Origin of the sequence: Lutispora thermophila DSM 19022, from assembly GCF_900142105.1 — a bacterium.
In the GTDB taxonomy this organism is placed as follows: Bacteria; Bacillota; Clostridia; order Lutisporales; family Lutisporaceae; genus Lutispora; species Lutispora thermophila.
On the sequence record NZ_FQZS01000003.1, the window covers coordinates 181,143 to 207,022 of the forward strand.

The 25,880-nt window shown below is 36.4% G+C and carries 20 protein-coding genes; 18 read left to right on the forward strand and 2 right to left on the reverse strand.

Translation table 11 applies throughout. From position 1 onward, the window contains the following. Window positions 1-10 precede the first annotated feature (10 nt). The 4 genes from BUB48_RS00920 to BUB48_RS00935 all read left to right on the forward strand — a co-directional run bounded on the left by BUB48_RS00920 (window position 11) and on the right by BUB48_RS00935 (window position 4,671). The gene (locus BUB48_RS00920) at window positions 11-1,033 is read left to right on the forward strand and encodes an ABC transporter ATP-binding protein (protein ID WP_073023552.1); all 1,023 of its coding nucleotides are present in this window, start codon (window positions 11-13) and stop codon (window positions 1,031-1,033) included. Continuing rightward, window positions 1,033-1,989 carry an ABC transporter ATP-binding protein gene (locus BUB48_RS00925; protein WP_073023554.1) on the forward strand — a complete coding sequence of 319 codons (957 nt, stop codon included), beginning with the start codon at window positions 1,033-1,035 and terminating at the stop codon, window positions 1,987-1,989. The genes BUB48_RS00920 and BUB48_RS00925 overlap by 1 nt, the downstream gene beginning before the upstream one ends. A 112-nt stretch (window positions 1,990-2,101) precedes the next feature. Continuing rightward, a complete protein-coding gene (locus BUB48_RS00930) occupies window positions 2,102-3,733 on the forward strand; it encodes a hypothetical protein (RefSeq protein WP_073023556.1) in 1,632 nt (543 codons plus the stop codon). A 344-nt stretch (window positions 3,734-4,077) separates the two neighbouring features. Next, a complete protein-coding gene (locus tag BUB48_RS00935) occupies window positions 4,078-4,671 on the forward strand; it encodes a hypothetical protein (protein ID WP_073023558.1) in 594 nt (197 codons plus the stop codon). 103 nt (window positions 4,672-4,774) lie between these two features. Here the strand turns inward: BUB48_RS00935 and BUB48_RS00940 are convergent, their stop codons facing one another. Beyond that, window positions 4,775-6,091: a hypothetical protein gene (locus BUB48_RS00940; RefSeq protein ID WP_073023560.1), complete on the reverse strand. Its 1,317-nt coding sequence runs from the start codon at window positions 6,089-6,091 to the stop codon at window positions 4,775-4,777. 671 nt (window positions 6,092-6,762) lie between these two features. Between BUB48_RS00940 and BUB48_RS00945 the strand changes: the two genes are divergently transcribed. The 7 genes from BUB48_RS00945 to BUB48_RS00975 all read left to right on the forward strand — a co-directional run bounded on the left by BUB48_RS00945 (window position 6,763) and on the right by BUB48_RS00975 (window position 15,299). Beyond that, the gene (locus tag BUB48_RS00945) at window positions 6,763-9,219 is read left to right on the forward strand and encodes an N-acetylmuramoyl-L-alanine amidase family protein (RefSeq protein ID WP_073023562.1); all 2,457 of its coding nucleotides are present in this window, start codon (window positions 6,763-6,765) and stop codon (window positions 9,217-9,219) included. A 646-nt stretch (window positions 9,220-9,865) separates the two neighbouring features. Next, on the forward strand, window positions 9,866-11,518 hold the full coding sequence (locus tag BUB48_RS00950) for a nucleoside kinase (protein WP_073024028.1): 1,653 nt from the start codon (window positions 9,866-9,868) through the stop codon (window positions 11,516-11,518). A 27-nt stretch (window positions 11,519-11,545) separates the two neighbouring features. Further along, window positions 11,546-11,770 carry a putative signal transducing protein gene (locus BUB48_RS00955; RefSeq protein ID WP_084524288.1) on the forward strand — a complete coding sequence of 75 codons (225 nt, stop codon included), beginning with the start codon at window positions 11,546-11,548 and terminating at the stop codon, window positions 11,768-11,770. Between the two features lie 39 nt (window positions 11,771-11,809). After that, window positions 11,810-13,066, forward strand: coding sequence for a tyrosine--tRNA ligase (gene tyrS / locus BUB48_RS00960; protein WP_073023565.1), 1,257 nt, complete (start codon window positions 11,810-11,812; stop codon window positions 13,064-13,066). An 87-nt stretch (window positions 13,067-13,153) separates the two neighbouring features. Continuing rightward, the gene (locus tag BUB48_RS00965) at window positions 13,154-13,645 is read left to right on the forward strand and encodes a YhcN/YlaJ family sporulation lipoprotein (protein ID WP_073023566.1); all 492 of its coding nucleotides are present in this window, start codon (window positions 13,154-13,156) and stop codon (window positions 13,643-13,645) included. 181 nt (window positions 13,646-13,826) lie between these two features. Beyond that, on the forward strand, window positions 13,827-14,366 hold the full coding sequence (locus tag BUB48_RS00970; RefSeq protein ID WP_073023568.1) for a MarR family winged helix-turn-helix transcriptional regulator: 540 nt from the start codon (window positions 13,827-13,829) through the stop codon (window positions 14,364-14,366). A gap of 6 nt (window positions 14,367-14,372) precedes the next feature. After that, window positions 14,373-15,299 carry a S66 peptidase family protein gene (locus tag BUB48_RS00975; protein ID WP_084524289.1) on the forward strand — a complete coding sequence of 309 codons (927 nt, stop codon included), beginning with the start codon at window positions 14,373-14,375 and terminating at the stop codon, window positions 15,297-15,299. Between the two features lie 21 nt (window positions 15,300-15,320). On the opposite strand, the gene BUB48_RS00980 is transcribed toward BUB48_RS00975, so the two are convergent. Beyond that, entirely contained in the window at window positions 15,321-16,382 is a 1,062-nt protein-coding gene (locus BUB48_RS00980; RefSeq protein ID WP_073023572.1) for a rhomboid family protein, read from the reverse strand. A 364-nt stretch (window positions 16,383-16,746) separates the two neighbouring features. On the opposite strand from BUB48_RS00980, the gene tig reads away from it, so the two are divergent. The 7 genes from tig (at window position 16,747) to BUB48_RS01015 (ending at window position 25,691) form a co-directional block, all read left to right on the forward strand. Further along, on the forward strand, window positions 16,747-18,033 hold the full coding sequence (gene tig / locus BUB48_RS00985; protein ID WP_073023574.1) for a trigger factor: 1,287 nt from the start codon (window positions 16,747-16,749) through the stop codon (window positions 18,031-18,033). A 29-nt stretch (window positions 18,034-18,062) separates the two neighbouring features. Next, window positions 18,063-18,647 carry an ATP-dependent Clp endopeptidase proteolytic subunit ClpP gene (clpP, locus tag BUB48_RS00990; RefSeq protein ID WP_073023576.1) on the forward strand — a complete coding sequence of 195 codons (585 nt, stop codon included), beginning with the start codon at window positions 18,063-18,065 and terminating at the stop codon, window positions 18,645-18,647. A gap of 13 nt (window positions 18,648-18,660) precedes the next feature. Continuing rightward, entirely contained in the window at window positions 18,661-19,959 is a 1,299-nt protein-coding gene (gene clpX, locus BUB48_RS00995) for an ATP-dependent protease ATP-binding subunit ClpX (RefSeq protein WP_073023578.1), read from the forward strand. 147 nt (window positions 19,960-20,106) lie between these two features. Beyond that, the gene (gene lonB / locus BUB48_RS01000; protein WP_073023580.1) at window positions 20,107-21,819 is read left to right on the forward strand and encodes an ATP-dependent protease LonB; all 1,713 of its coding nucleotides are present in this window, start codon (window positions 20,107-20,109) and stop codon (window positions 21,817-21,819) included. A gap of 210 nt (window positions 21,820-22,029) precedes the next feature. Continuing rightward, complete coding sequence (gene lon, locus BUB48_RS01005) at window positions 22,030-24,363, forward strand: endopeptidase La (protein WP_073023582.1); 2,334 nt, start codon at window positions 22,030-22,032, stop codon at window positions 24,361-24,363. Continuing rightward, a complete protein-coding gene (gene yihA, locus BUB48_RS01010; protein WP_242944134.1) occupies window positions 24,353-24,943 on the forward strand; it encodes a ribosome biogenesis GTP-binding protein YihA/YsxC in 591 nt (196 codons plus the stop codon). Before lon ends, yihA begins: the two co-directional genes overlap by 11 nt. A 31-nt stretch (window positions 24,944-24,974) precedes the next feature. Continuing rightward, a complete protein-coding gene (locus BUB48_RS01015) occupies window positions 24,975-25,691 on the forward strand; it encodes a CPBP family intramembrane glutamic endopeptidase (protein ID WP_073023586.1) in 717 nt (238 codons plus the stop codon). Window positions 25,692-25,880: the final 189 nt, after the last annotated feature.

A 25,880-nucleotide genomic window follows, 5' to 3' on the forward strand; every position in this document is an offset into this window, starting at 1 on the left:
GTGTAAGAGTATGGAAAGAGAGAAAATACTTGAAGTTAAAGACCTGCATGTATCCTTTGACACATATGCAGGTGAAGTTAAAGCTGTAAGAGGAGTATCTTTTTATTTGAATAAAGCCGAAGCAATAGCTATAGTTGGAGAATCCGGTTGCGGCAAAAGTGTAACTGCCCAATCCATTATGAAGCTTATACCAATGCCTCCGGGAAGGATTAAGAGTGGAAATATTATTTTTAATGGTGTTGATATTACCAAATTTTCCGATAAAAAGATGGAAGCCATAAGAGGCTCAGAAATGGGAATGATATTCCAAGACCCTATGACATCCTTAAATCCAACTATGGTAGTTGGTAAACAGATAGCTGAAGGCTTGATAAAGCATCAGCATTTAAGCAAAAAAGAGGCTATGACAAGAGCCGTTGAAATGTTAAAACTAGTTGGTATTCCTAATCCTGATAAAAGAGCAGGTCAATATCCTCATGAATTCAGCGGTGGCATGAGGCAAAGAGCTATGATAGCAATAGCATTGGCTTGCAATCCTAAACTTCTAATTGCGGATGAACCGACCACTGCTCTTGATGTTACTATACAGGCTCAGATTTTGGATTTGATGAAAGAATTAAAGTCCAAATTGGATACTTCCATTATATTGATAACCCACGATCTTGGCGTTGTAGCGGACATGGCTGAGAGAATAATAGTCATGTACGCAGGAAAAGTTGTTGAAAGCGGTTCTGTAGAAGATATATTCTACGACCCGCAGCATCCCTATACATGGGGACTTCTAAAATCAGTGCCAAGACTTGACGCAGAAAATAAGGAACAATTAGTACCTATCACTGGTACACCGCCTGATCTTTTCGCCCCACCAAAAGGATGTGCCTTTGCTGCTAGATGTAAATATTCAATGGAAATTTGTTATGAAGAGCAGCCATGTGATATGGAATATAACAAAGACCATTTTGCAGCTTGCTGGTTAGGACATCCAGATGCACCTAAGGTTGAAAGACCTATTAAAGGAAGAGGGGTGAAATAATGGAGAACAAGAAGTTAATCGAAGTAAAAGACCTGAAAAAATACTTTAATGTAGGCAACAATGCAATTCTAAAAGCAGTTGATGGACTTAACTTCTTTATAAGAGAAGGAGAAACTCTCGGTCTTGTTGGAGAATCCGGCTGTGGTAAGTCAACAGCAGGAAGAACTATAATAAGGCTATATGAAGCTACAGGCGGAGAAGTAATCTTTGATGGTATAAATGTTCATAAATTAGATAAAAAGGGAGCTAAAGATTTTACAAAAAAAGCTCAGATGATATTCCAGGACCCCTATGCATCTTTGGACCCAAGAATGACAGTTGGTGATATCATTGGAGAAGGTATAGATATTCATAACCTATACACAGGTAAAGAGCGAATGGAAAGAATATATGAACTATTGCACACTGTTGGACTTAATAGAGAGCATGCCAACAGATTCCCTCATGAATTCTCAGGAGGACAAAGGCAGAGAATAGGTATTGCCCGTGCATTGGCTGTAGAGCCTCAGTTCATAGTTTGCGATGAGCCAATTTCAGCTCTCGATGTTTCCATTCAGGCTCAGGTTGTTAACCTTCTTATAAATCTACAAAGGGAAAAGAAGTTGACTTATCTCTTTATAGCCCATGATTTAAGCATGGTCAAGCATATTTCCGACAGAGTTGGAGTTATGTATTTAGGCACAATGGTTGAGTTGGCATCAAGTACAGAGCTTTATAAGAGACCTACTCATCCTTATACTCAGGCTCTTATGTCTGCTATCCCCATTGCAGACCCGGATGTCGAAAAAGCCAGAAAGAGAATACTACTGGAAGGCGATGTACCTAGCCCAATTAATCCTCCACCTGGATGCAGATTTAAGGCAAGGTGCAGATATGCTACAGAAAGATGTTCACAGGAAATCCCTGAATTCAGAGAGATAGATAAAGATCATTTTGTAGCATGCCATAATGTATAAATATTAGAACGATGAACTATGAACTAAGATTTTGGTAGGGAATGGCTATGCCATTCCCTACTTCAATACATAAAAAAATACATAAATATTATGAGAACCAAGGGGGAGTCGTATGAAAAAAAGAAGATATATGCCTGTTGCTTATACCATAATAGTTTTTATAATTATATTTTCTTTCCATACATATCAAAACTTAAAGGTGATAACTTCTTCAACTTCGGAAAAATGGGCAAGGAGCATGTATATTGATAAGAGCCCATATAAGAAGCAAGCAAGCGTAGCTATAAATGAAGATGCTATTTGGATACTTATCGCTAAGGAAGATAGATTTACTAGGACTGCTATTGATAAACATAAGGCAGTTATAAGTGAAGCACATGATATATTGATACCTAGGTCTCAGTTGAATAAGTTGGTTAAATATCAAGGCATAGGACCGTATATATTCTGGACTGAGAATTTTGAGCTATACATGTCAAAGGAACAGGCTGACGGAAGCTATGAAGAAAAAAGCTTGATCTCGGAAAACGTAATGGATTTCAATGTTATTGAGTATGATGGGCAGAATTTTATTGCAGTGGCTTGTGACATGGGTTTAATGTACTATAGAATAGACCAACAAGGTTTGGTTCAACTTGGAAATACATATGCCATTGAAAAACCTCTTTATGTTTCGACGGCTATAGACGATTCTGGCATATTTCATACTGTTGCAATTAGACAAATCTCCCCCATGCTAAAAGAAGTTGTATATCTACACTTTTTCGATAATCAGTGGTTGCTGAAAGCACAGAAGGTCGAAAATGCGCAGATTTCAAATGAAAGCGTAGGAAATCTGGAAATTGGACTTGATAATGATTATGCATATATTTTTTATGAGAACAATGTATGGAATAATGCTGGGCAGACTGCAAAAACCTTATATGCAACATTACCCTTGAATGCAAATGATCAAATTGAAATGAAGTTTAAACCTTTAAAACCCATGGGAAGGGAAAGTCAAAATGATGAATATGTCAGTGAAGTTAGATGCCCGGGTATTCAGCAAAATCAATTGACTGCGGTTTTTATCGAGGATTATTATGATGAGGCAGGCAGTGGCTTCCGGATTCTCAATGTTAGCTTTAAAGATGGTGTTATTACAAGTCAGTTGCCTGTTACAAAGACAATGGATTTTATAAAAGAAATAAATATAGCTAAGGTTGAGGAAGATGAGGCTCTAGTGTTTTTAAGACCGGCCGGGGAATTCAAATATGATATATGGTTTACAGAAAGCGGAGAAGAATATGCATCTGTTTTAGAAAAGCCCACAAAGGAGGATTATTTAACTGCTATGGCAGAAAGCGTATCTCCTTTTATAAGCGGTATTATTTTGGCGATGATAAAGGCATTTGAATTTTTACCTGCAATATTATGGGTTGTTATTGTTGAATTTTTCGAAATCAAGAAATTTACCAGTAAGCCTAAATTAAATTATCTGATAGCCATGGCTATTTACATGATAATTAAGTTGGCTACAACAAACTCCTATTATAGAGGATTGGCATATTATAAGATGCCTGATTTCATGAAGCCTGTCATTATCAAGTATTCTATTATGATAATGATAAGTGCAGTTGCATATTTATTAGTCAGATCTTGGAAGAAAAATATTGCTGATTTCCATATAATTTCTGAATTTTTGCTGTTTGCTGCTTATGATATACTTATTACAGTATTTCTGTATGGACCTTATATAATATAAGATTGAATATTTCCCAGGAAATACGAAAAAGCGACAACTTATATTTAAGCTTGTTGCTTTTTTGTTTTGTCTGTCATATATGGGTCTATTTGTCTTTCGTCAAAGGTTTTTTTGCAGCATCGCTGTTTATTATTTTGTTTTCTACATAAAACTCACAACCAGTTGAAGTGGTATTGGAAATCTTCCCTACGTGATCCAAGGTACACATACCATCCTTTTGATGTATGCAATTTTCAATACAATTTATGAGAATCAGGTTAAACACCTCCTATAATAATTTTCTCCATTTGGTCAAAACTAATGTATCGATATTAAGGTAATTTATAGGATAAGGAGGTTCTTTATTGACTTTTGAGGATTTTTCTGTGACAGGAGCTTTATATCATATAGTCAGCATCATTGATTTGGAAAAAACCTTGGCTGAAGGAATACATCATGATGATAAGATAACCTATTTTGATAAATATTATGATTTCCATAGTTTTTTTGATCAATACAGAACTGACAATATACCAAACTGGGTTATAAGAAAAAAGGCAATTTTTGCAAGCATGAATTTTAAGGAAGGTCATAATTGGCATTCTCATACGGCCTTGTTGAAGGTAAAAGTAGATACTAAAAAATGCTGGGTTTGCAATGAAAATAAAGCAAATATTTTGTTTGAACCTTTCATTTTGCAGCATATCAAAGGTTTTGAGGAGGCAAAGAAGTTTATAGAGAAGCAAGGTAAGAAATTAGCTGAGGAATATTGGATGGATTCTCTAAGTTTAGAGGACAATATGAGAATCAGGAGGGATAAAGAAAAGGGATATGATGCAGAAGTTTTGATTTTTCATGATATCCCTCCAGAAGACATAGAGTGCTTGTATATTATATCAGATCATAGCATAATGTCGCCCAATGAATGGTTGCATTATTTCAACACTGAACTGCTCTAGGTTTATCAGCTCTTATAGGTATCAGGCAGCGAAGGACAGTTAAGCTTAGTATGGATTAGTATGACATTTAAGGAGACAGAAGCTTTGCTAAATGGGAGCGTATTCAAAGGAGCAGTCTGCATGACCAAAGAGAGTATTCAGCATTGAAATAGTCGTCAATGATTTTGAATTTGGATTTATCTATTTTATATTCTATCCTCTCCAAAAACACCGGAGGGGCTTTTTTTGATGTGTTGATAGTTTTTGGAAGATTTATTATTTCCTCATCCAATATGGGATAGCTTTGATTTATAAATATACCACTTTTTAATATCATATTTCTAAAGGAAGATGAAATCATCCTGTCTATGTCATATATGGCAGAACTATCTGCGCATTTTCTAAAATTGCTAAGGGAGGAGAAGATGGCACTTATATCCTTAATAGAGTACTTCATGTTGTTATTTTCAGTTTTCAGGAATATACCTTCTTCTTCGTTCCAGTATTCTTTGATAGCCATAAATAATGTATTAGAACAGGATAGATAATTGGGAAAGCCAAAGAGAAGATATAGTCGGCTTAGTGTAGATAAAGACAAAAGTAATGTAAAAAAAGAGCTTATTTTAGTATCATTAGGAATTCTCATTATTTCTCCTTTAGATGTTATCCTTTCACACAATTCCTGACCTAGAACATTTACAGTATTATATATTAAGGCTTTGCTGAAGGATGTATATTCGTAGATATTGATGAGGCTGTCACATAACTGGCATAGAATGCGAGAAGATGTATAAAGAGAGTCTTTCATTGCTATATGGCATAAGTCCGGCAGAAGACTATCCAAAGCTTTCTTGGAGTTAGAGCTAAGCTTTAAGTAATATTTTGTGCGGTTTATGAGATCTTGGGTCAAAGCAGCAGCTTCACAGGCATAATATTGGGATAACATGTTGAGGCTCATTTCGTCCATTTCTAAAATATCATTTCCCAATGCATCTGTTTTGTGCTTGCATGAATACAGCAAATTATCATTAGTGAGATTGTCATACATGAAGTTTAGCTGGGCTACAGATGCATAAGCGAGGAAATAGATCATTTCATCTCTGTTTCTTATGCTTAAGGTACCATTAAGAATCTTTCTTGCAGAGAGATTCATTGCAGTTACCGAAAGAGCTTGGACCAAAGGACTTATAGTTCTCTTCACCTTTTTATCTTTCCAGACATATGTATTAAAATCAAAAGGATTTGAGGGTTTATTTACATATTCAGGTATTGCTTTTTTATATAGTCCTATATTAATTGTAATATTAGAGTATTTTGATCTTTTATCTGTGATGGATTTTGTTATGCCGCACCCTGAAAGCAAAGAAAAGGATACGGTATTTAAATAGGCCATGTATTCTAAGTATTTTGCAACACTTTCATTGTCATAGAAGCTTTCCAACCATATCACCACCTTGTTTGGTTATATTGAAATATATGCCTATGTCAGCTCGGGTATTCCTTTAAAGATTGGTCACTGGTCTCTAGTCGTTGGAATTATGGTATCCCTAAAGGGTTTTGTTGCGAGCTGCGTAGCCAAGGGAAATTCTCTAGGGTCCTGCTATGAGTTACGTGATGTTTGGGATTCCTTTTGAGCTTATTTTTTGGGAAAGCTTTTGTAGGATTACAACTATTGTATCTTAGAAAGTTACAATGACTATGGAAAAAGCATTTCAAGAAAGCCTTCCTTGATTGTTATAAAAACTTTCAAAGTAAGCCTTTGTTATAATACTGTAGTATCTAAACAATATCTTTTAGTGTTTTTAATGAAACTTAGTGTCTTTTAGTGTTCTAATAAATTCCCTACGTGTTAATCTGTGGAAGCCAACGTGCAAATCCCTGTCCCTGCAAAAGCCCCTAGAGGAATACCCAAAAAACTAGTGTTTCGGGTCACGTGCCAGGAACCAAGAGAAATATACTAGACAACGCAACAAAATTACCAAATACTGCGTCAATATGTAAAATGCAACATAATGCAACAAATTTGTTACCAAACTGAAATATAAATTATGAAGGAAAAGAGATAGTAAAGTCGAATTACTATGTTGAAAGCCAAGGAAAAGGAGGATTTTCATGAAAAAAGCAACAATTTTTGTTATAGCAGTATGCCTTATTATGACATTAACAACAGGCACTGCTTACGCAGCAAAACTTCAAAGCCAAAAGGAACCTTCTTTGTCCATGCAAGTCATGGGTAAGACTCTTACTGGCATTGATCCGCCCCTCGTGCAGAGTGGCAAGGTATATGTACCCATGAGGGCTGCTGCAGAAGCTTTAGGGTATACAGTTACATATAATCCAAACACAAAAATCATGGACATAAAAAAAGGCAGCCAAAGCATAAGGCTTACCATAGGAAGTACCAAAACAGTTATAAACGGTAAGACTGTGAAAATAGATAAAGCGCCATTTTTAAGCAATGGTAGAGCTTATGTGCCCATAGATTACATAAAGACAGCCTTTGGGGTGACAGCTAGGTATGACAGTAGTAAAAAAATAGTAATTATAGGAGAAACTGTTAAAAATGATGAAACTCAGACAATGGCTGGAGAAATATATGTATTAGGCAAGAAGGCAGACAAAGAGTTTGCACCATTGATAAAGGACAACCATGTTATGATACCTTTAAGACCTGTAGGTGAAGGCCTTGGTTATAATGTTGTCTGGAACATAGATACTCAAACCATGTCTTTGAGGAAAAATGGGCAGGCTATGGCTGTAACAATAGATAAGAATAAGGCGGTAGTAAACAGTAAAGAAGTACCTATGGACTATAAGACCATAATGGTAAACGGAAGAGCCTATGTACCTCTCACATTCCTTGAAAAATACATGGATTATGCCTTTAATTATGATAAAAACACCAATGTTTTAAAAATAAGCCAGAAAGCAACAGCCAGAATTCAAGATATAAGATTTGATGACAGCGGAGGCTTCCCACAGTTAGACATCATTGCGGATAATCCTGTGAGTTACAGCTACTTTATGCTATCTAATCCTGACAGGATGGTGATAGATATTGATAATGCCATTGCTGCTACTGAATTTGAAACCAAAGATATTAATAGAGATGAAATTATAAGAGTAAGAATAGGACAATTCAGCACCAATCCAAATGTTGCAAGAATAGTAGTGGACTTAAAAGATCAGCAAAAGGCAAAGGTTGTGCAATCTGGAGATAAGAAAAATGTGTCTATAGTATATGCGAATGTTATTCAGCCTGTAACTGTATCAAAAGAAGGCTTCAGTCATGTTGTGACCCTTAAGGGAAGCAAAGCGATAGATACCAGGGTAACTAAGTTGGAAGATCCAAAAAGAATTGTTATAGATGTCCAGGGAGCCGTGATGGAAGGTGCAGAGCAAAATATCGAAACAGGCTCGCCGTTGGTAACTGCCGTCCGTACAGGACAATTTGATGTAGGGACAACAAGAATTGTGGTAGATGTCAAGGCGGATGTATATTATGATATAAAAACCGATGGAAATGTAGCAAAGATTTATATTTCGGATATGCCATATTCCTTTATTGGTTATGACAAGTACTATAATTCTTCTTTAGTATACTTGAATAACAATAAGGAAGCAGAATATAAATTGAGCTTTAATGAAGAAAACAGAATATTAACGGTGGAAATCAAAGACGATATTGAAATTGACAATGATAAATTTGGAATAAACGATAATTTGATTGAATATATACAGCTTTCAAAGGAAAGCACAACGGGTAAGATTATTACAAAGGCAGAGTTCAAGCTTAAGGGTAATGTAGAATATGAGCAAGTATCCATTGATGATTCAAAACTCGTAAAGATAAAACTAAAATATACACCTAAGGCTCCTAAAGACATTCTTGTGGTGATAGATCCGGGACATGGAGGCAAAGACCCAGGTACAATAGGTATTGATGGAGTGACTTTTGAAAAGAATTTGAATCTTGATGTTGCAAAGAGACTGAAAAAGAAGTTGGACAGTATGGGTTTCAGAACAATAATGACAAGAACGGATGATACTTATACAACCTTGCAGCAAAGAACTGATTTGGCCAATGAGAGTTATGCAGACTTTTTCATGAGCATACACTTTAACTCAGCTACAAGCAGTGCACGTGGTATAGAAACATTATACTATCCTAATACACCCGATGAAGTCTATCCTATAAGCAACAAGAATATGGCAGCCATATTCCAGGATGAGCTTATAAAAACATTGAAAAGAACATCCAGAGGGACAGTTGCAAGACCTAATCTTTATGTGCTAAATAAGACTAAAATGCCTGCTATTCTGGCAGAACTAGGTTTTATTTCTAATAAGGAAGAATTGGCACAGATAAAAAAGGAATCCTATAGAGAAAATGCGGCTAATGCTTTGGCAGCTTCCATAGTGAGATACTTTAAGGAAATGCAAAATATCGACCTGGGAATAGATATTGCTGCAATATATTCAGGAAACATACCGGTTCAGCAAAAAAGTGATGCTACTGGGGAAAATGTCGAGGTAGCAGAAAATGTTAAAGCTAATGAAAGCAATTAAAACTTCGGGCAATAGCCCGAAGTTTTTTATAATGCTATTAACGGAAAGCATAAATTTTAGTTTATGCTTTCCGTTAATAGCATTTCAAGAAAGGTTTCCTTGTATTGTCAAAAAATATTTCCACAGGGATTCTTTATTGTTATTGTAAACTGCTAAATAAAATAAAACTTTTTGCATAATAAACGCAAGATAGTAACTGATTTCTAGTAATGAATATTATACTTTTATATGATACAAAAAAATAAAGCAGCACTTACATTACTGTAAGTGCTGCAAAATTTATGAATGAGGGGGAGGAATAAAGAGTATTAGCACTAATTTACCAATAATCCTTGTAATGTAATTATATACAATAATCATGAACAATGGTATAGTATAGGCCAATTTGTTACAACAAATTTACAACTTCTAATGTTTTTCTACATTCATCAATTGTGTATTTTTATTGTGAATTCTTGCAGGTTTAGTGTGGATACTTCCAACGGAAAGGAATATTTTTCAGTTTCCAAATGCTTTCATGGAAGCTCTTTCTTTTAACTGAATAGGAAGAATATTATAGTTTAAAATAATAATCTGAAAATCTTATACATATATGATAAAATAGAATATGGATGATATTAAAAAGGGGTTGAAAACTGTGGGAGAAATGATTAATGTTACTCTGGATAATGGCCTTGCCTATCAATACCCTAAATTCACCACATTACTGGATATTGCAAAAGATGTACAACATGAATATAAATACAGAATCATGGGAGCCATAGTAAATAATAATCTGAGAGAATTGGCATATGCTTTGGAAGAAGATTCAGAAGTTAAGTTTGTGGACATTACTTCTTCCTATGGGAATAGAATATATACAAGGAGTTTAAGCTTTTTATTCATTATAGCTGCAAAGGAAGTTATAAAGGGCTGTAAAGTAGCAGTGGAACATTCTCTTAGCAAAGGACTGTATTGTGAGATACATGGCTCAGGTCCGCTAACTAAAGATGTGGTAAGACGTATTGAAGAAAAGATGAGGGAAATAGCAAACAAGGACTTGCCTTTTGCAAAGAAAAAATACTCAAAATCAGAGGCAGAGAAGCTGTTTTCTCAAACGGGTCAATATGATAAATTAGAGCTGTTGAAACATAGACAAAAAGACTCCATTAATATATATAGTTGCATGGGATACTACGATTATTTTTATGGATATTTGGTACCTTCAACAGGATACCTGGATATTTTTGAATTGCTTTATTATCCGCCCGGTATAGTATTGCGCTTCCCTACAAGGGATAATCCAAGGGAAATTCCTGAGTTCTTTGACCAGCCGAAGCTTTTCAGCATATATCGAGAGTTTGAAGAATGGGGAAAGATAATGGAAATAGAGAATATCAGTCAGTTAAATGACTATATACTAAAGGGAAAGGTTAATGAGCTGATATGGATAGCAGAAGCCCTTCACGAGAAAAAACTAGCCCAAATTGCAGATAATATATTTTCCTCTCAAGAGAAGAAAAAGCTCATATTAATATCAGGTCCATCTTCATCAGGAAAAACAACCTTTACGCAAAGGCTATCCATACAACTTAGGGTAAACGGCCTTAAGACAGTGGCCATATCTATAGATGACTTTTTCAAAAACAGAGAGGATACACCGAAAACTCCTGAGGGAGAATATGATTTTGAAACAATAGAAGCAATAGATATTGATTTGTTTAATGAAATTATTAACAAACTTATAGCTGGAGAAGAAGTTGAACTCCCTTATTTCAATTTCCATACAGGAAAGAGAGAATGGAGAGGTAGAAAGCTGAAAATATCTGAAGATCATATACTGCTTGTAGAGGGCATACATGGGCTAAATGAAAGGCTTACTCAGCATATTGACGACAATAAGAAATATAAAATCTATATAAGCCCTCTTACACACCTTAATGTGGATAATCACAACAGGATACCTACATCGGACCTTAGATTGATAAGAAGAATGGTAAGGGACTATCAATTCCGATCCACAGATGCGCTGACAACCATAAGGAGATGGGATTCGGTGAGAAGCGGAGAGGATAAATATATATACCCATATCAGGAAGCGGCAGATATAATGTTTAACTCATCTTTGATTTATGAGCTCAGTATATTGAAAAAAACTGCTATGCCTTTACTAGAGAAAATCGATAAGACCATGGTTGAATATGTTGAAGCAAAAAGGCTGATGAAATTTCTTGATTACTTGCTGCCTGCAGACTCGAAACCTGTGCCTAGCAATTCCATCCTCAGAGAGTTCATAGGCAACAGCTGCTTTAATGTGTGAGAAGTAAGGTTTAGGAGGGAAATTATTATGAAACTTGTCCACCTTGTACAGGTGTTTAATGATGTGGAAGCGGATATTGTAGAAGGATTATTGAAGGATTGCGGTATTGTTTCCATCAGAAAGTATAAGGGAGCAAAGGGATACATGAAAGTTGTAATGGGTACTGCTATGGGCGTGGACATCTATGTAAAACCTGAGGATTATAAGGAGGCTAAAGAAATACTGGAAAGCATAAATCTTAATGAAGAGTAAGATTTGTATGCTAATATGCTGTTAAACGGGGGATAGTAAATGGTTGATGTTATGAGTTTTATCTCTACACTGGAAAAGGAATGTTCTGATTTCAAGAGAAATCTAAATGACATTGGTGTTGAAGAGCAAATAGATATAATTAAGATGGCTTGTTCTCACGTTTATCCGGAGGATCATATAATTGAAGAGTTTAGTCAAGCTAAGAAAGACAATAGAAGCTTAGTGATAAAGTTTGGAATGGATCCTATGGATACTGACATTATGATAGACCATATGGTTCCTATAGTTCTTCTCAGCAAGCTGCAAAGGATGGGTCATAAGATCGTATTTCTAATTGGAGACTTTACGGCTCTAATAGGGGATCCTTCAGATATGAGCATTAAGCAGAGAAAGCTCAATAAAAAGAAAATAGAAGCTAATGTAAAAGGGCTTAAGAAGGATTTATATGGATTTATTGATTTTGCAAAGACAGACATATTTTATAACAGTTCCTGGCTTAATGAAATAAAGCTTCCTGATATTATTGAGATAATGCTGAAGCTGGAGGTTTCTCAAACTCTTAAGCGTGAAGATTTCAGAAAGAAACTGATGGATGACGAGGGTATTACATACGCTGAGCTCATATATTCATTTATAATGGGAATTGATTCGTTGCATATCAAACCGGATTTGGAATTAGGAAGAGAGGACCAACTGGACAACTTGAAACTGTGTAGGCGAATGATGGAAGCCAAAGAGATGAAACCGGAAGTCATTATGACAACCTATGCTCTTCCGCAGGGAGATCTGTTCTCCATAGATGAAGACCCAATAGAGATATTTAACAGGATCGCAAAGCTAGATGATAAAAATGTGTTGCAATGGTACAAGCTTCTCACAGAAATAACTCCAAAAACTGTGTTGGAGTTGGAGAATGCTATAAATAATAACTACATTAATATGCAAACAATAAAAGAGATACTTGCCAAGGTAATTGCAACTAAGCTATTTGGACAAGAAAAAAGCAGCCTAGCATATATCGAGTATATAAAGGGTATAGTGAAAAATGCTCCTACTAAAGAAATCAGGATGATACATGGAAGCAAGATGAGCATAGGAGAGTTTTTGGCCGCTTCTACAGATTTAACATTGCCCCAAGCCGAAGACATAGTAAGGACAGGGGGAGCTAGAGCCTTAAGCTGTGATGGAGATTGTCTTACATATGTATTGAATAGTGATGAAGATATAAGTTCGATATTTTTTGACAAATTTTACATAATAGTAGGAGACGAGCTTGTGCTGAGAATCAGAAAATGATATTGACATTTAATCAAAATATTGCATTCATATATTTTTCTCCTGAACAAAAAATATTATAGATATAATACAAAAAGGGGTGAATATATGAAGCATTCAAGAAATAAGCTCGCTATAATGCTTATCATAATTGGCATAGTTGTAGCTTTTTCTGGATGTATTACACGAAGAGTGCCGGATACAACGAAAGATAATACTAAAAATAGAAGTGGAAGTTATAGCCCCCAACTTGGAACACCGGCAACAGAATCGGATAATATTGCACAAGCCGTGCAAAGAGTTCCCGGTATCAAAAATGCAATCGCAGTAACCAACGGAGATATAGCATATATTGGTGTTAATTTAGATACAAACAGAGGAATAGATAACACTTCAAAGATAGAAAGCATCAAAGAAGAGGTAGCCGATGCAGCAAGAAATGCTGATCCTGATATAGACAAGGTGTATGTTAGTGCTGATGCAGATTTTGTTGAAAATATCACAAGGATATCAAATGATGTAAGAAATGGAAAGCCTGTTGAGAGTTTTAGAGATGAGCTTAATGAGATTGTTAATAGAGTAACACCCGAAAAGCATTAACAGTTTAGTAAAAAATATAAGCTTAAGGTATAAAAATTATGTTTACTATGCCTTAAGCTTTATATATTTTTATTACAAAAAACATGCATAAAATTATAAGTTTTATATAAACGCGCTTGATATTTAACAAACAATTGATGTATGATATAAGTATTCAAAGTATTTGTTTGGAGGGGTTGCAATGGATAAAGAGGAAGCGGTAATAAGTATTCATAAGTTGAACTATGTATATCTTGCTATGAATAAATGCTTAGTGGATGATTGGGAAAAGATAGTTCAGCTTGGAGGTCTAACATATCCTCAGTCAAAGCTTCTTATAATACTTAGAGAAAACGGAGAATGTACTATGTCGAAGATTGCGGAAAAGGGTCTTTGGCATATGTCTACAGTAACTGAACTGGTAAACAGAATGGAGAAAGAAGGTTATGTAGAAAAGGCAATAGATCATATTGATAAACGGGTAGTAAAGGTGAAAATAACACAGAAAGGTATTGATGTACTGGATAACACCAAGAGATTGTATTATAAGCATTCAGATGCCTATAGTGCTTTGCTGGATATGGATAAAAAAGAGTTAGATGCTGCCTTTGATACCATTGCTAAAGTATGCAGGACAATAAAACATATTACAGGACCCTGCCCCCTATCTATGGCATTGGAGAAAGCGGAGCATCCGACATGTAATTGCATTGATATAATGAAATGCGTGTATGAGGAGTGAGAAATTATGAAGCCAAAAGCATTGAAGAAAGGGGATACTATAGGCTTGATAGCCCCGGCAAGCCCAGTTCTAGAAAGTAAAGCTAAGGCTTGCATAGAGTGGGTAAAATCTTCTGGATATAATGTCAAATGGGGAGAATCCATATTTGCATCAAGAGGATATCTTTCTGGCGATGATGAATTGAGAGCCAATGATATAAATATGATGTTTCGGGATGAAGAAGTAGATGCCATATTTTGCATCAGAGGCGGGTATGGTACCATGAGACTTCTTGATATGATAGACTATGATTTGATAAAAAATAACCCTAAAATTTTTATAGGTTATAGTGACATAACGGCTTTGCATACCACATTTTATCAAAGAACCGGTTTGATAACATTCCACGGACCTATGGTAGCAAGTTTTGCAAAAAAAAGATTGGACAAACTTAGCGAGGATTACATGATGAGAGCATTGATGAATCCAGAACCCTTGGGTGATATAATCAATCCTCCGGATATTCCCATAAGGGCATACAATGGTGGATGTGCCAAAGGGAAAATAGTTGGAGGCAACCTTTCCATCCTGGCAGATACCATGGGTACGCCCTATGAGATAGATACAAAGGACAAGATACTTTTCATAGAAGATGTGGGAGAAAGACCCTATAATATTGACAGAATGCTTCTCCAGCTTAAGCTTGGAGGAAAGTTCAGGGATGCTGCCGGTATAGTTATAGGAGATTGGGCAGATTGCGTGCCGGAGGAAAATGAAGAAAGCCTTACAATTGATGAAATCATTGAAGACATTGTAGTTCCATGCGGCAAGCCTATACTATCAGGTTATAAGATCGGTCACTGCTCACCTAATATAACCATACCTATAGGTGCACAAGGCTTTATTGACTGTGAAAATATGAAATTTTCAATTACCGAATCGGCAGTAGTATAGATAAACATATTGAGATTTAATTTATAGCTGATCTAGCAACTTATCAACAGCCTCGACCAAATCAGGGTCAAGGCTTTTTGCTTTTATCAGCTCTTCTTTTCCTTCATCGATATTACCTGTATCTATATAAAGTAAGCCCTTTAAATAATGGCCTCTGGCTTCATCAAGTTTTATTATTTCTTCACTATAGTCAAAGGCTTCATCATATTTGTTTTGAGAAGCAGTGGCTATTACTAAAGACCACAGAGTCCTCAATCTTATATAATCATCTTTTGGGGCAAGACTTAAAATTTCTTTGCCTAATGCATCAGCTTCTTTATATGAGCCTTTAGACATAAGTCTATCCAATTCTTCAATTTTAAGTACGGATAGATTTTGAGAATTATTGAATCCATAAACCAGTGAGGAAATTAGAATAACAAATGTAAGAATGATGAAAACAGATCTCTTCGACCTATGTGAGGATGTACCTCTTAATTTTACAATACCTGCTGCAAGGAACCCACCTAATAGGCCGCCCAGATGGGCAAAGTTGTCTATGCCTGATTGGCTAAAGCCATAGACAATGTTTATAAGTATTGTGATTATTATATTACGTCCAAAGTAGTCCCTAAAGAGCCTGGGATATTCAACAGCGAAATACAAGAGAGCTCCTAGAAGACCAAATATAGAGCCAGAAGCACCTACACCGGCATTGGGAGAAAACATGAAGCTTACTACATTGCCGAATACACCTGACAATAGATATATTATTAAAAATTTACCATTACCATACAATATTTCTGTAATGTTTCCTACCCAATACAAGGAATAGCAGTTGACAAGTAAGTGCATGATGCTTGCATGCAGGAATATGGGAGTGATAAAACGCCAATATTGACCTGACATTATATCTAGATTTACTTTGGCTCCAAATATATGTAATGCTTCATTAAAATTAATATTTTTTATTATGGAATAAACAGATACTATTATATATACTGCTACATTTATAACGATAAGCCAGGTAGTAAAGATTGCCTTGGGAGGTTTTTCATATATTGCATAATTTCTATTTTCCTCACTATATTCCATATCTTCCATAAATGTTTCCTCCAATACTTTTCTGTTATGATTTACTTTATATCATACTATTATAATAATCAATAGAAATTCAGCAATAATGATAAAACCCAGTTCTTTTTTGGTACTTAAGATATGGTGGAAATAAGGATTTTGTTATAGTAATATATACATGTAGAACTTGTATTGCAGTAAAAATAAAGTTTCGGGTATGTTAATTAGAATAAATAGGTAATAATAAATTGTATAAAGTTAAGGACAATAGAAGAAACGGAACAGAAAAATAGCAAAAATGCTTGATATGAACTTCCATTGTGTTATAATAAAGTGGTTAAAGTAGGATTATTGTGCCATAAATATAACTTAATATATAAGGAGGATACCGATGAGCTCTAAATTAGAGAAATTAGAAAACAATGTGGCTACGCTTGAAATTACAGTTTCAGCTGAGAAATTGGAAGAAGGAATAGCAAAGGCATATATAAAAAATGCTAAAAAGTTTAATCTACCGGGTTTTAGAAAGGGAAAAGCACCAAGAAAGCTTATTGAAAAATATTATGGTGAAGGAGTATTCTACGAGGATGCAATAAATGAAGTATGTCCTGAAGCTTATAATGAAGCAATAAAGGAGCATGATCTTCATCCGGTGGATAGACCATCAATTGATATAATCGATATCGAAAGCGGAAAAGGAATAGTATTTAAAGCAGAAGTGACTGTAAAGCCGGAAGTTCAATTGGGAGAATACAAGGGAATAGAAGTTGAGAAAAAAGAGTATAATGTTACAGATGAGGATGTAGCCAAGGAACTGGAAATTCTAAGAAACAAGAATGCAAGAATAATTGATGTTACTGACAGACCTGTTAAGATGGGAGATATAACAACTATAGACTTTAAAGGTTTTGTAGATGGTGAGCAGTTTGAAGGTGGCACAGCAGAGAACTATAAGCTTGAGATAGGTTCAGGGCAGTTCATACCAGGGTTTGAAGATCAATTAGTAGGGGCAACAATAGGAAATGAAGTTGATGTAAACGTGACCTTCCCTGAGGATTACAGAGCCGAGGAATTGGCAGGTAAACCAGCTGTTTTCAAGGTTACTGTAAAAGAAATCAAAGAAAAGGAATTATTGCCTTTAGATGACGAATTCGCAAAAGATACAAGTGAGTTTGATACTTTGGAAGAACTGAAAGAAGACATAAGAAAGAAAAAGACTGAAGAAGCTGAAAGACTAGCAAAGCATGAATATGAAAATAATGTGATTAAAAAGGTTGTTGAAAACGCTCAGGTAGATATTCCTGAAGTTATGATCGACAACCAGGTTGAAGCAATGCTTGATGATTTTGATTATCAACTAAGGTATCAAGGTTTAGATTTGGATACCTATATAAAATATATGAACATCAATTATGATGAATTGAAAGAAACCTATAAGGAAACTGCAAGGGACAGAGTTAAGACTCAACTTGTATTAGAAGCAGTTACTAAAGCAGAAAATATAGCAGTTACAGATGAAGAGCTGGAAGAGGAGATTAATAAGACTGCCAAGATGTACAATCAGGATGCTGAGAAATTTAGAAAATCATTAAAAGAAAGGGATATTGAATATATCAAAGAAGGATTGGAAGTACAGAAAACCATCGACTTCTTAGTGAAAAACAGTGTTGCTAAATAGCAACGAACATTGGTTAAGGAGGGTTTTTCATGAGTTTGGTTCCTATAGTAGTAGAACAGACCAATAGAGGAGAACGATCCTATGATATCTATTCAAGGCTGTTAAAGGACAGGATAGTTTTTTTAGGAGATGAGATAAACGATGTAACCGCATCTTTGGTTGTAGCACAATTATTATTTTTGGAAGCAGAAGATCCTGATAAGGATATTAATCTTTATATTAACAGCCCTGGCGGATCAATAACTGCAGGTATGGCAATATTTGATACAATGCAGTTTATAAAGCCTGATGTTTCAACAATATGCATAGGTATGGCCGCAAGCATGGGAGCATTCCTTTTAGCAGCAGGGGCTAAAGGTAAAAGATTTGCATTGCCAAACAGTGAAATAATGATACATCAGCCACTAGGTGGAGCAAGAGGTCAAGCTACTGATGTTATCATTCATGCTGAAAGACTTATAAGAACGAAAAAGACCTTGAACAGGATATTAAGTGAAAAAACCGGACAGCCCTTGGAAAAAATTGAGAGAGATGTGGAGAGAGATTACTTCATGTCATCAGAGGAGGCTAAGGCTTACGGTATAATTGACGATATTCTAATAAAGAGAAAGTAAGAGAGGTGTATATATGGCCAAATTTGAGGATAAGAAGCAACTCAAATGCTCCTTTTGCGGCAAGAATCAGGATCAGGTCAGAAGACTTATTGCAGGACCGGGAGTTTATATTTGTGATGAATGTATAGAGCTTTGCCAGGAAATTATAGATGAGGAATTTGAGGATGAAGTTGATCTTGAGGTTAAGGATGTGCCAAAACCAAAAGATATAAAGGAGTTCCTGGATAAGTATGTAATTGGCCAGGATGAAGCAAAAAAATCATTGGCTGTAGCAGTATATAATCATTATAAGAGGATAAACTCCGATAATAAATATGATGATGTAGAATTACAAAAAAGCAATATTGTACTGATTGGACCTACAGGTTCCGGCAAGACTCTATTAGCTCAGACTTTGGCCAAAATGCTTAATGTGCCTTTTGCCATTGCTGATGCCACTTCTCTTACAGAAGCCGGATATGTGGGCGAAGATGTAGAAAATATATTGCTTAAGCTCATTCAGAATGCAGATTACGATATTGAAAGAGCCGAAAAGGGTATTGTGTATATTGATGAAATAGATAAAATTGCCAGAAAGTCTGAGAATCCTTCCATTACAAGGGATGTATCCGGTGAAGGCGTTCAACAGGCCCTATTAAAGATATTAGAAGGTACTGTGGCCAGTGTACCACCCCAAGGTGGCAGAAAACATCCTCACCAGGAGTTTATACAGATAGATACTACAAACATTTTGTTTATTTGTGGTGGAGCCTTTGATGGATTAGACAAGATAATTATGAACAGAACAGGTAAGAAATCCATGGGCTTTGTGGCTGATATTCAAGCAAAAGAAAATAAAGATGTGGGAGAGGTACTTAAGAACGTTCTACCGGAAGATTTGTTGAAGTTTGGTCTTATACCGGAGTTCGTAGGCAGGCTTCCAATAATAGTTACATTGAACTCCCTTGATAAGGAAGCATTGATACAGATATTGAAGGAACCGAAGAATGCTTTGGTAAAACAGTACAAAAAGCTATTTGAGATGGATAATGTAGATTTGGAATTTGAGGACGAAGCATTAGAGGAAATAGCAAAACTTGCACTGGAAAGAAAAACAGGAGCCAGAGGACTCAGGGCTATATTGGAAGACATCATGCGGGATGTTATGTATGATATACCTTCAAGGGAAGATGTCGATAAATGCATTATATCCAAAAAAACAGTCCTGGAACACGAACAGCCTCAAATAGTATATCTGGAACCTGGAACCAAAAAGACTCCAAAAAAGCAAAATAAAAGAAGCGGCAAACCCAAAAGAGAAACAGCTTCATAAATAATGAAAGTATAAAACCATCGAGGTATTAAAACTCGGTGGTTTTTTTGAATGAAATTTTTAGCAGTGCAAAATCTACAGGATAAAAAGAAACATAGAATCCAATAATATTAATGACAGCTAATCAATTGTGAGGGAGGCAAAAATATGTCTCAAGTTTTATTTTTTGTACAGTTATTCTTTCTCGTGGTAATGGGTTTATATTTTTTAAACATGCTCAAAGGACAGCAGGGAAGCAAAATTGTAGTGGAGAAAGAATCAAAAAAAGAGTTGGAAAAATTGCAAAAGATGAGGGAAATTAAGCTCACCAAGCCTCTTTCAGAACTTACCAGACCCTCGAGCTTTGATGACATTGTGGGTCAGGAAAATGGTATAAAATCCTTGAAGGCTGCCTTATGCAGTCCAAATCCACAGCATGTGATAATATATGGTCCTCCTGGCGTAGGAAAAACAGCAGCAGCCAGACTTGTTCTTGAAGAAGCCAAAAGAACAAGAAACAGCCCGTTCAGAATGGATGCCAAGTTTGTAGAAATAGATGCTACAACTGTTAGGTTTGATGAAAGGGGAATAGCAGATCCATTGATTGGCTCTGTGCACGATCCCATATATCAGGGAGCAGGAGCCATGGGGCAGGCAGGTATACCGCAGCCAAAGCCTGGTGCTGTAACGAAAGCCCATGGAGGAGTTCTTTTCATAGATGAGATAGGAGAACTCCATCCTATTCAAATGAATAAGCTGCTGAAGGTTTTAGAAGATAGAAAAGTGTTTCTGGAAAGCGCATATTACAATTCCGAAGACCCTAACATACCCTTTCATATACATGATATATTTCAAAACGGATTGCCTGCGGACTTCAGGCTAATAGGTGCCACAACCAGAGGTCCTGAGTCAATACCACCGGCACTAAGATCCAGATGTCTTGAAATTTACTTTAAGGCATTGAGCCCTGATGAAGTAAAAAAAGTATGTGAGAATGCTTTGAAAAAAATATCCTTTGATATGGAAGATGGTGTACTTGATGTCATAGCAAAATACGCAACTAACGGTAGAGAAGCTGTAAATATCATACAAACCGCAGTAGGCATAAACATAAATGAGGGAAGAAACAAGATTCTTGTATCAGATATAGAATGGGTTATCAATAGCGGTCAATATGATCCACGTCCGGAAAAAAAGATTTGTCAGGAACCTCAGGTGGGATATGTAAATGGATTGGCTGTATATGGTCCAAACATGGGAACTATACTGGAGATAGAAGCATCAGTTTCCCCTGCCGATAAAGGCAAGGGCAAACTTACGGTTACAGGGATAGTGGATGAAGAAGAAGTAGGCTCCAATGACGGTAAAAAGATAAAAAGAAAAAGCATGGCAAAATCCTCTGTGGAGAATGTGCTGACAGTTATGAAAAAATACTTGGATGTGAATCCATCAGATTATGATATTCATCTGAATTTCCCCGGAGGAGTGCCTGTAGACGGACCTTCAGCAGGTATAGCTATTGCAGTGGCAGTATATTCAGCCATAACTGATACCCCTGTGGACAATAACATAGCAATGACCGGTGAGATATCAATAAGAGGAAAGGTAATGCCTGTAGGAGGCATAGTGGCAAAGGTGGAAGCTGCAAAGGCTGCAGGTGGAAAAAAAGTTATAATACCCAAGGACAATTACCAAGATATATTGAATAATATAGGAATAGAGATAATACCTGTAGAGGATATAAAGCAAGTAATAGAAGTAGCCCTAAAGAACGGCAAGCAAAGGATCAAGCCTCTTACTGCCATACCGGATACCGGTTTGTTAGCAGCTAATGGCGTAAAACCAATGCAAAACAATGCCAATATTACTTCGATACAGTGAATTATCAGGGTACATTGGAGAAAGAGAAATGGTCCTTGGGAGAGTGTGAGGCCCCATTGCTTTTCGAGGTAGTGTGGGGTCTCCTTCTTTTGAATCATATTTGCTTATGGCTCAAAAAATGGTTGCTTTAAACAATTTATAAATATATAATATACTAGACATGGGGGAAGAAAATTATTACAACATAATCATTATACAGGAGTGATCGTAATGTCGAGCAACGTTAAAAGACTGCCTCTCCTTCCTCTAAGAGGGCTGAGCATATTCCCATATATGGTTCTTCACTTTGATGTAGGCAGAGAAAAATCTATAAAGGCATTGGAAGAAGCCATGATAAATGATCAGCTTATATTCCTTGTAACACAGACGGATGCAAATACGGATTTGCCTGAAGAAGATGATTTTTACAGGGTAGGAACTATATCAAAGGTAAAACAACTTTTGAAACTTCCTGGAGATACCATCAGAGTTTTGGTGGAAGGGATATCCAGAGCAGAAATACAGTCCATAGTATCCGATGACCCATTTTTCCTTGCAGATGTAGTTGAGTATAGCAATGACATAGATGAAGAAGATCCGGAAATTCAGGCATTGAAGAGAAGCGTTACTGACGCTTTTGAAGAATATGTTAAGCTGAATCCCAAAATTCCACCAGAAATACTCGTAACAATTTCTACAGTGGAAGATGCCGATAGGCTTGCTGATATCATAGCATCTAATATGACTATAAAAATAGAAGAAAAGCAAAACATACTTGCGAAGTTTGATGTGAGAGACAGGCTGGAGAGCCTTTATGCTGTAATAGTAAAGGAACTTGATATTCTTGAACTGGAGAGAAAAATCAATAACAGAGTAAGGAAGCAGATAGACAAGACACAGAAGGAATATTATTTGAGGGAACAATTAAAGGCCATCCAGAAGGAATTGGGAGATAAAGACGGTTTTGAAGAAGAGATAGAAGAATACAAGGATAAAATGTCAAAGATGGAGCTGCCCGAAGAGGTAGTCAACAAGGTTGAAAAGGAAATAGACAGGCTTAGCAAGATGTCACCGGGTTCACCGGAGTCTGGAGTAATTCGTACTTATCTGGACTGGATTTTTGACTTGCCTTGGAATAATGAGACAGAAGATAATCTTGACATAAAAAATGCAAGAAAAGTTCTTGATGAAGATCATTATGGAATGAAAAAAGTGAAGGAAAGGGTATTGGAATACCTGGCTATAAGGCGACTTTCAAACAATATGAAAGGGCCCATACTATGCCTTGTAGGACCTCCGGGGGTTGGGAAGACTTCAATAGCCAAATCCATTGCCCGAGCCATGGGAAGAAAGTTTGTAAGGATGTCTCTTGGTGGTGTGCGAGATGAAGCAGAAATCAGAGGACACAGAAGAACCTATATAGGAGCTATACCTGGAAGAATTATATACTATATGAAACAAGCAGGTACTAAAAATCCTCTATTCTTGTTGGATGAGATAGACAAGATGAGCAGTGATTTCAGAGGAGATCCGGCTTCTGCTTTATTGGAGGTATTAGATGCAGAGCAGAATAAGGATTTCAGGGATCACTATCTTGAACTGCCCTTTGATTTATCAAAGGTAATGTTTATAACGACGGCAAACACCACAGAAACCATACCGGCGCCGTTGTTGGACAGGATGGAGATAATACAGTTATCCGGTTATACAGAGGAAGAAAAGCTGAATATAGCAAGCAAATACCTTTTGCCCAAGCAGATTAAGGAACATTCATTGAAGCCTGAAAATATATCAATGTCTGAAGCAGCCATAAGAGATGTAATAAACAAATATACCAGAGAATCCGGTGTAAGAAACCTGGAGAGAGAACTGGCAAAGATTATAAGAAAAGCTGCTACAGAGATAGTTGAAAAGAATAAGAAGACAGTAAGAATCACCCCGGCAAATCTTAAAAAGTTCCTGGGAATACCAAGATACAGATACGATGTGGCCAACTTGAAAAATGAAGTTGGAGTTGTGACAGGACTTGCATGGACGCCTGTAGGTGGTGATACGCTGTTTATCGAAGTCACCACCATGCCCGGCACAGGAAAGCTGGAGCTTACAGGACATTTGGGAGATGTGATGAAAGAATCTGCAAAAGCAGGTCTTAGCTATATTCGCTCTAGGACAGATAAACTTGGCATAGATAAGGACTTTAGCAAAAATCTTGATATACATGTCCATGTGCCGGAAGGTGCAATACCCAAGGATGGACCTTCTGCCGGAATAACCATGGCTACAGCTTTGGTATCTGCCTTGACCAACATACCTGCTAGGAAGGATGTGGCCATGACAGGAGAAATCACATTGAGGGGCAGAGTCCTAGCTATAGGTGGCTTAAAAGAAAAGGCTTTGGCAGCTAACAGAGCAGGAATAAAGAAGGTCATTATTCCAAGAGAAAATGAGAAGGATTTGGAGGAAATCCCCGCTAATGTAAAGAAAGCCTTGGAATTCATATTGGTTGACAATATGGATGAAGTGCTGGATCAGGCTCTGTACAGAGGTGAGGAAAATGATAATTAAGGATTGTAGATTTCTCATCAGTGCTGTATCAAGCAGCCAATACCCGGAAGGGAACCTGCCGGAGATAGCTTTCGCCGGCAGGTCCAATGTGGGTAAATCATCCTTGATTAACTCCCTTTTAAATCGCAAAAAGCTTGTAAAAGTCAGTTCAAATCCGGGAAAGACCAGAACCATCAACTTTTTTATGATTAACGAAGAATTGGTTTTAGTTGATCTTCCCGGCTACGGATATGCGGCAGTTTCAAAAGCTGAAAAGCTTAAATGGGCTTCCATGATAGAAGAATACCTTATAAAAAGGGAAAACCTGAAATCTGTTGTGCTTTTGGTAGACATACGGCATAAGCCTACATCAGATGATAAGATGATGTATGATTTCATAAAGCATTACAGAGGAAGAGCAGTAATCGTAGCGACAAAGAGAGATAAAATAAGTAATAATGCTGTATTTAAAAATATAAAGATAATTAAAGAGACTCTAGGAACTGATGAAAGAGATATAATAATACCCTATTCTTCAGAAACCCATAGTGGAAAAGAGGAACTCTGGGAAGAAATAGTGAGGTCCATACAACAATCATAGTGTATTTTTCAATTATTAAGGAGGGGGACTCTTGGATGTAACCCGTTATTTAGTATATATTTTTGTATTTTTGATAGTAAACACACCCATTTATCTTCAGCTATACAGAGTTTTTCTCAAGGATAAGAATCCCTTTGCAATCATAAGCCTTACTGCTCTATACTGGTTTGGAGCCATTTTTACAGAGAACTTCATACCGTTTATTGCAGTATCACTGCTTCTGTATTTCTATCATCTCATCAGAGATGAAGATGAGAGCTATATGAGAGATATTAATGTTTGGAAGTTTGATGCAAGCAGCATACTGAATGTAACAGTTATGACATTGATTGTAAAGACGCTCCTTACAGTAGTAAATGCCATATATATCAGCATCCTGAGTCACTTTATAAATGGTGAGGTTCAACCTCAGGAAGTAGTTACTGATTTTTATGAATCCGGTTTTTTGATAAGGTTTATTTTGTTTTTTGTTATTGTAATATTTGCACCTTTTGTAGAAGAGTATGTCTTTAGATATTTTTTATATGATAAGGTTTTTCTGCCCAGAATGCCTAGAGGATTTGCAGCAGCTTTATCAGCGGCTATATTTACCATAGCGCATTATAATTTGAGCGGAATACCCACTTTTTTTGGATTGGCATTGTTTTGCATACGAATGTATGAGAAGAAAGGATATTTCGCTGCAGTGACGGCACATATGGCATTCAATCTCAGCACCATAATATTGCTTATATTTGCAGGATTATAACGAGGCCAAGATATCCCCATCTTTGTAGATTCAAATATTCAATTTCACTTTTGACGAAGTAGATCCAACGATTGTTAAATTTACTAGGCAATAGTCGATGAGGGTGAAATAGAAGAAAGGATAGATAAAAGGACAGGTAGCTTAAAGCAAAAGATACCTGTCCAATCTATATCCTGGGCATTATTATGG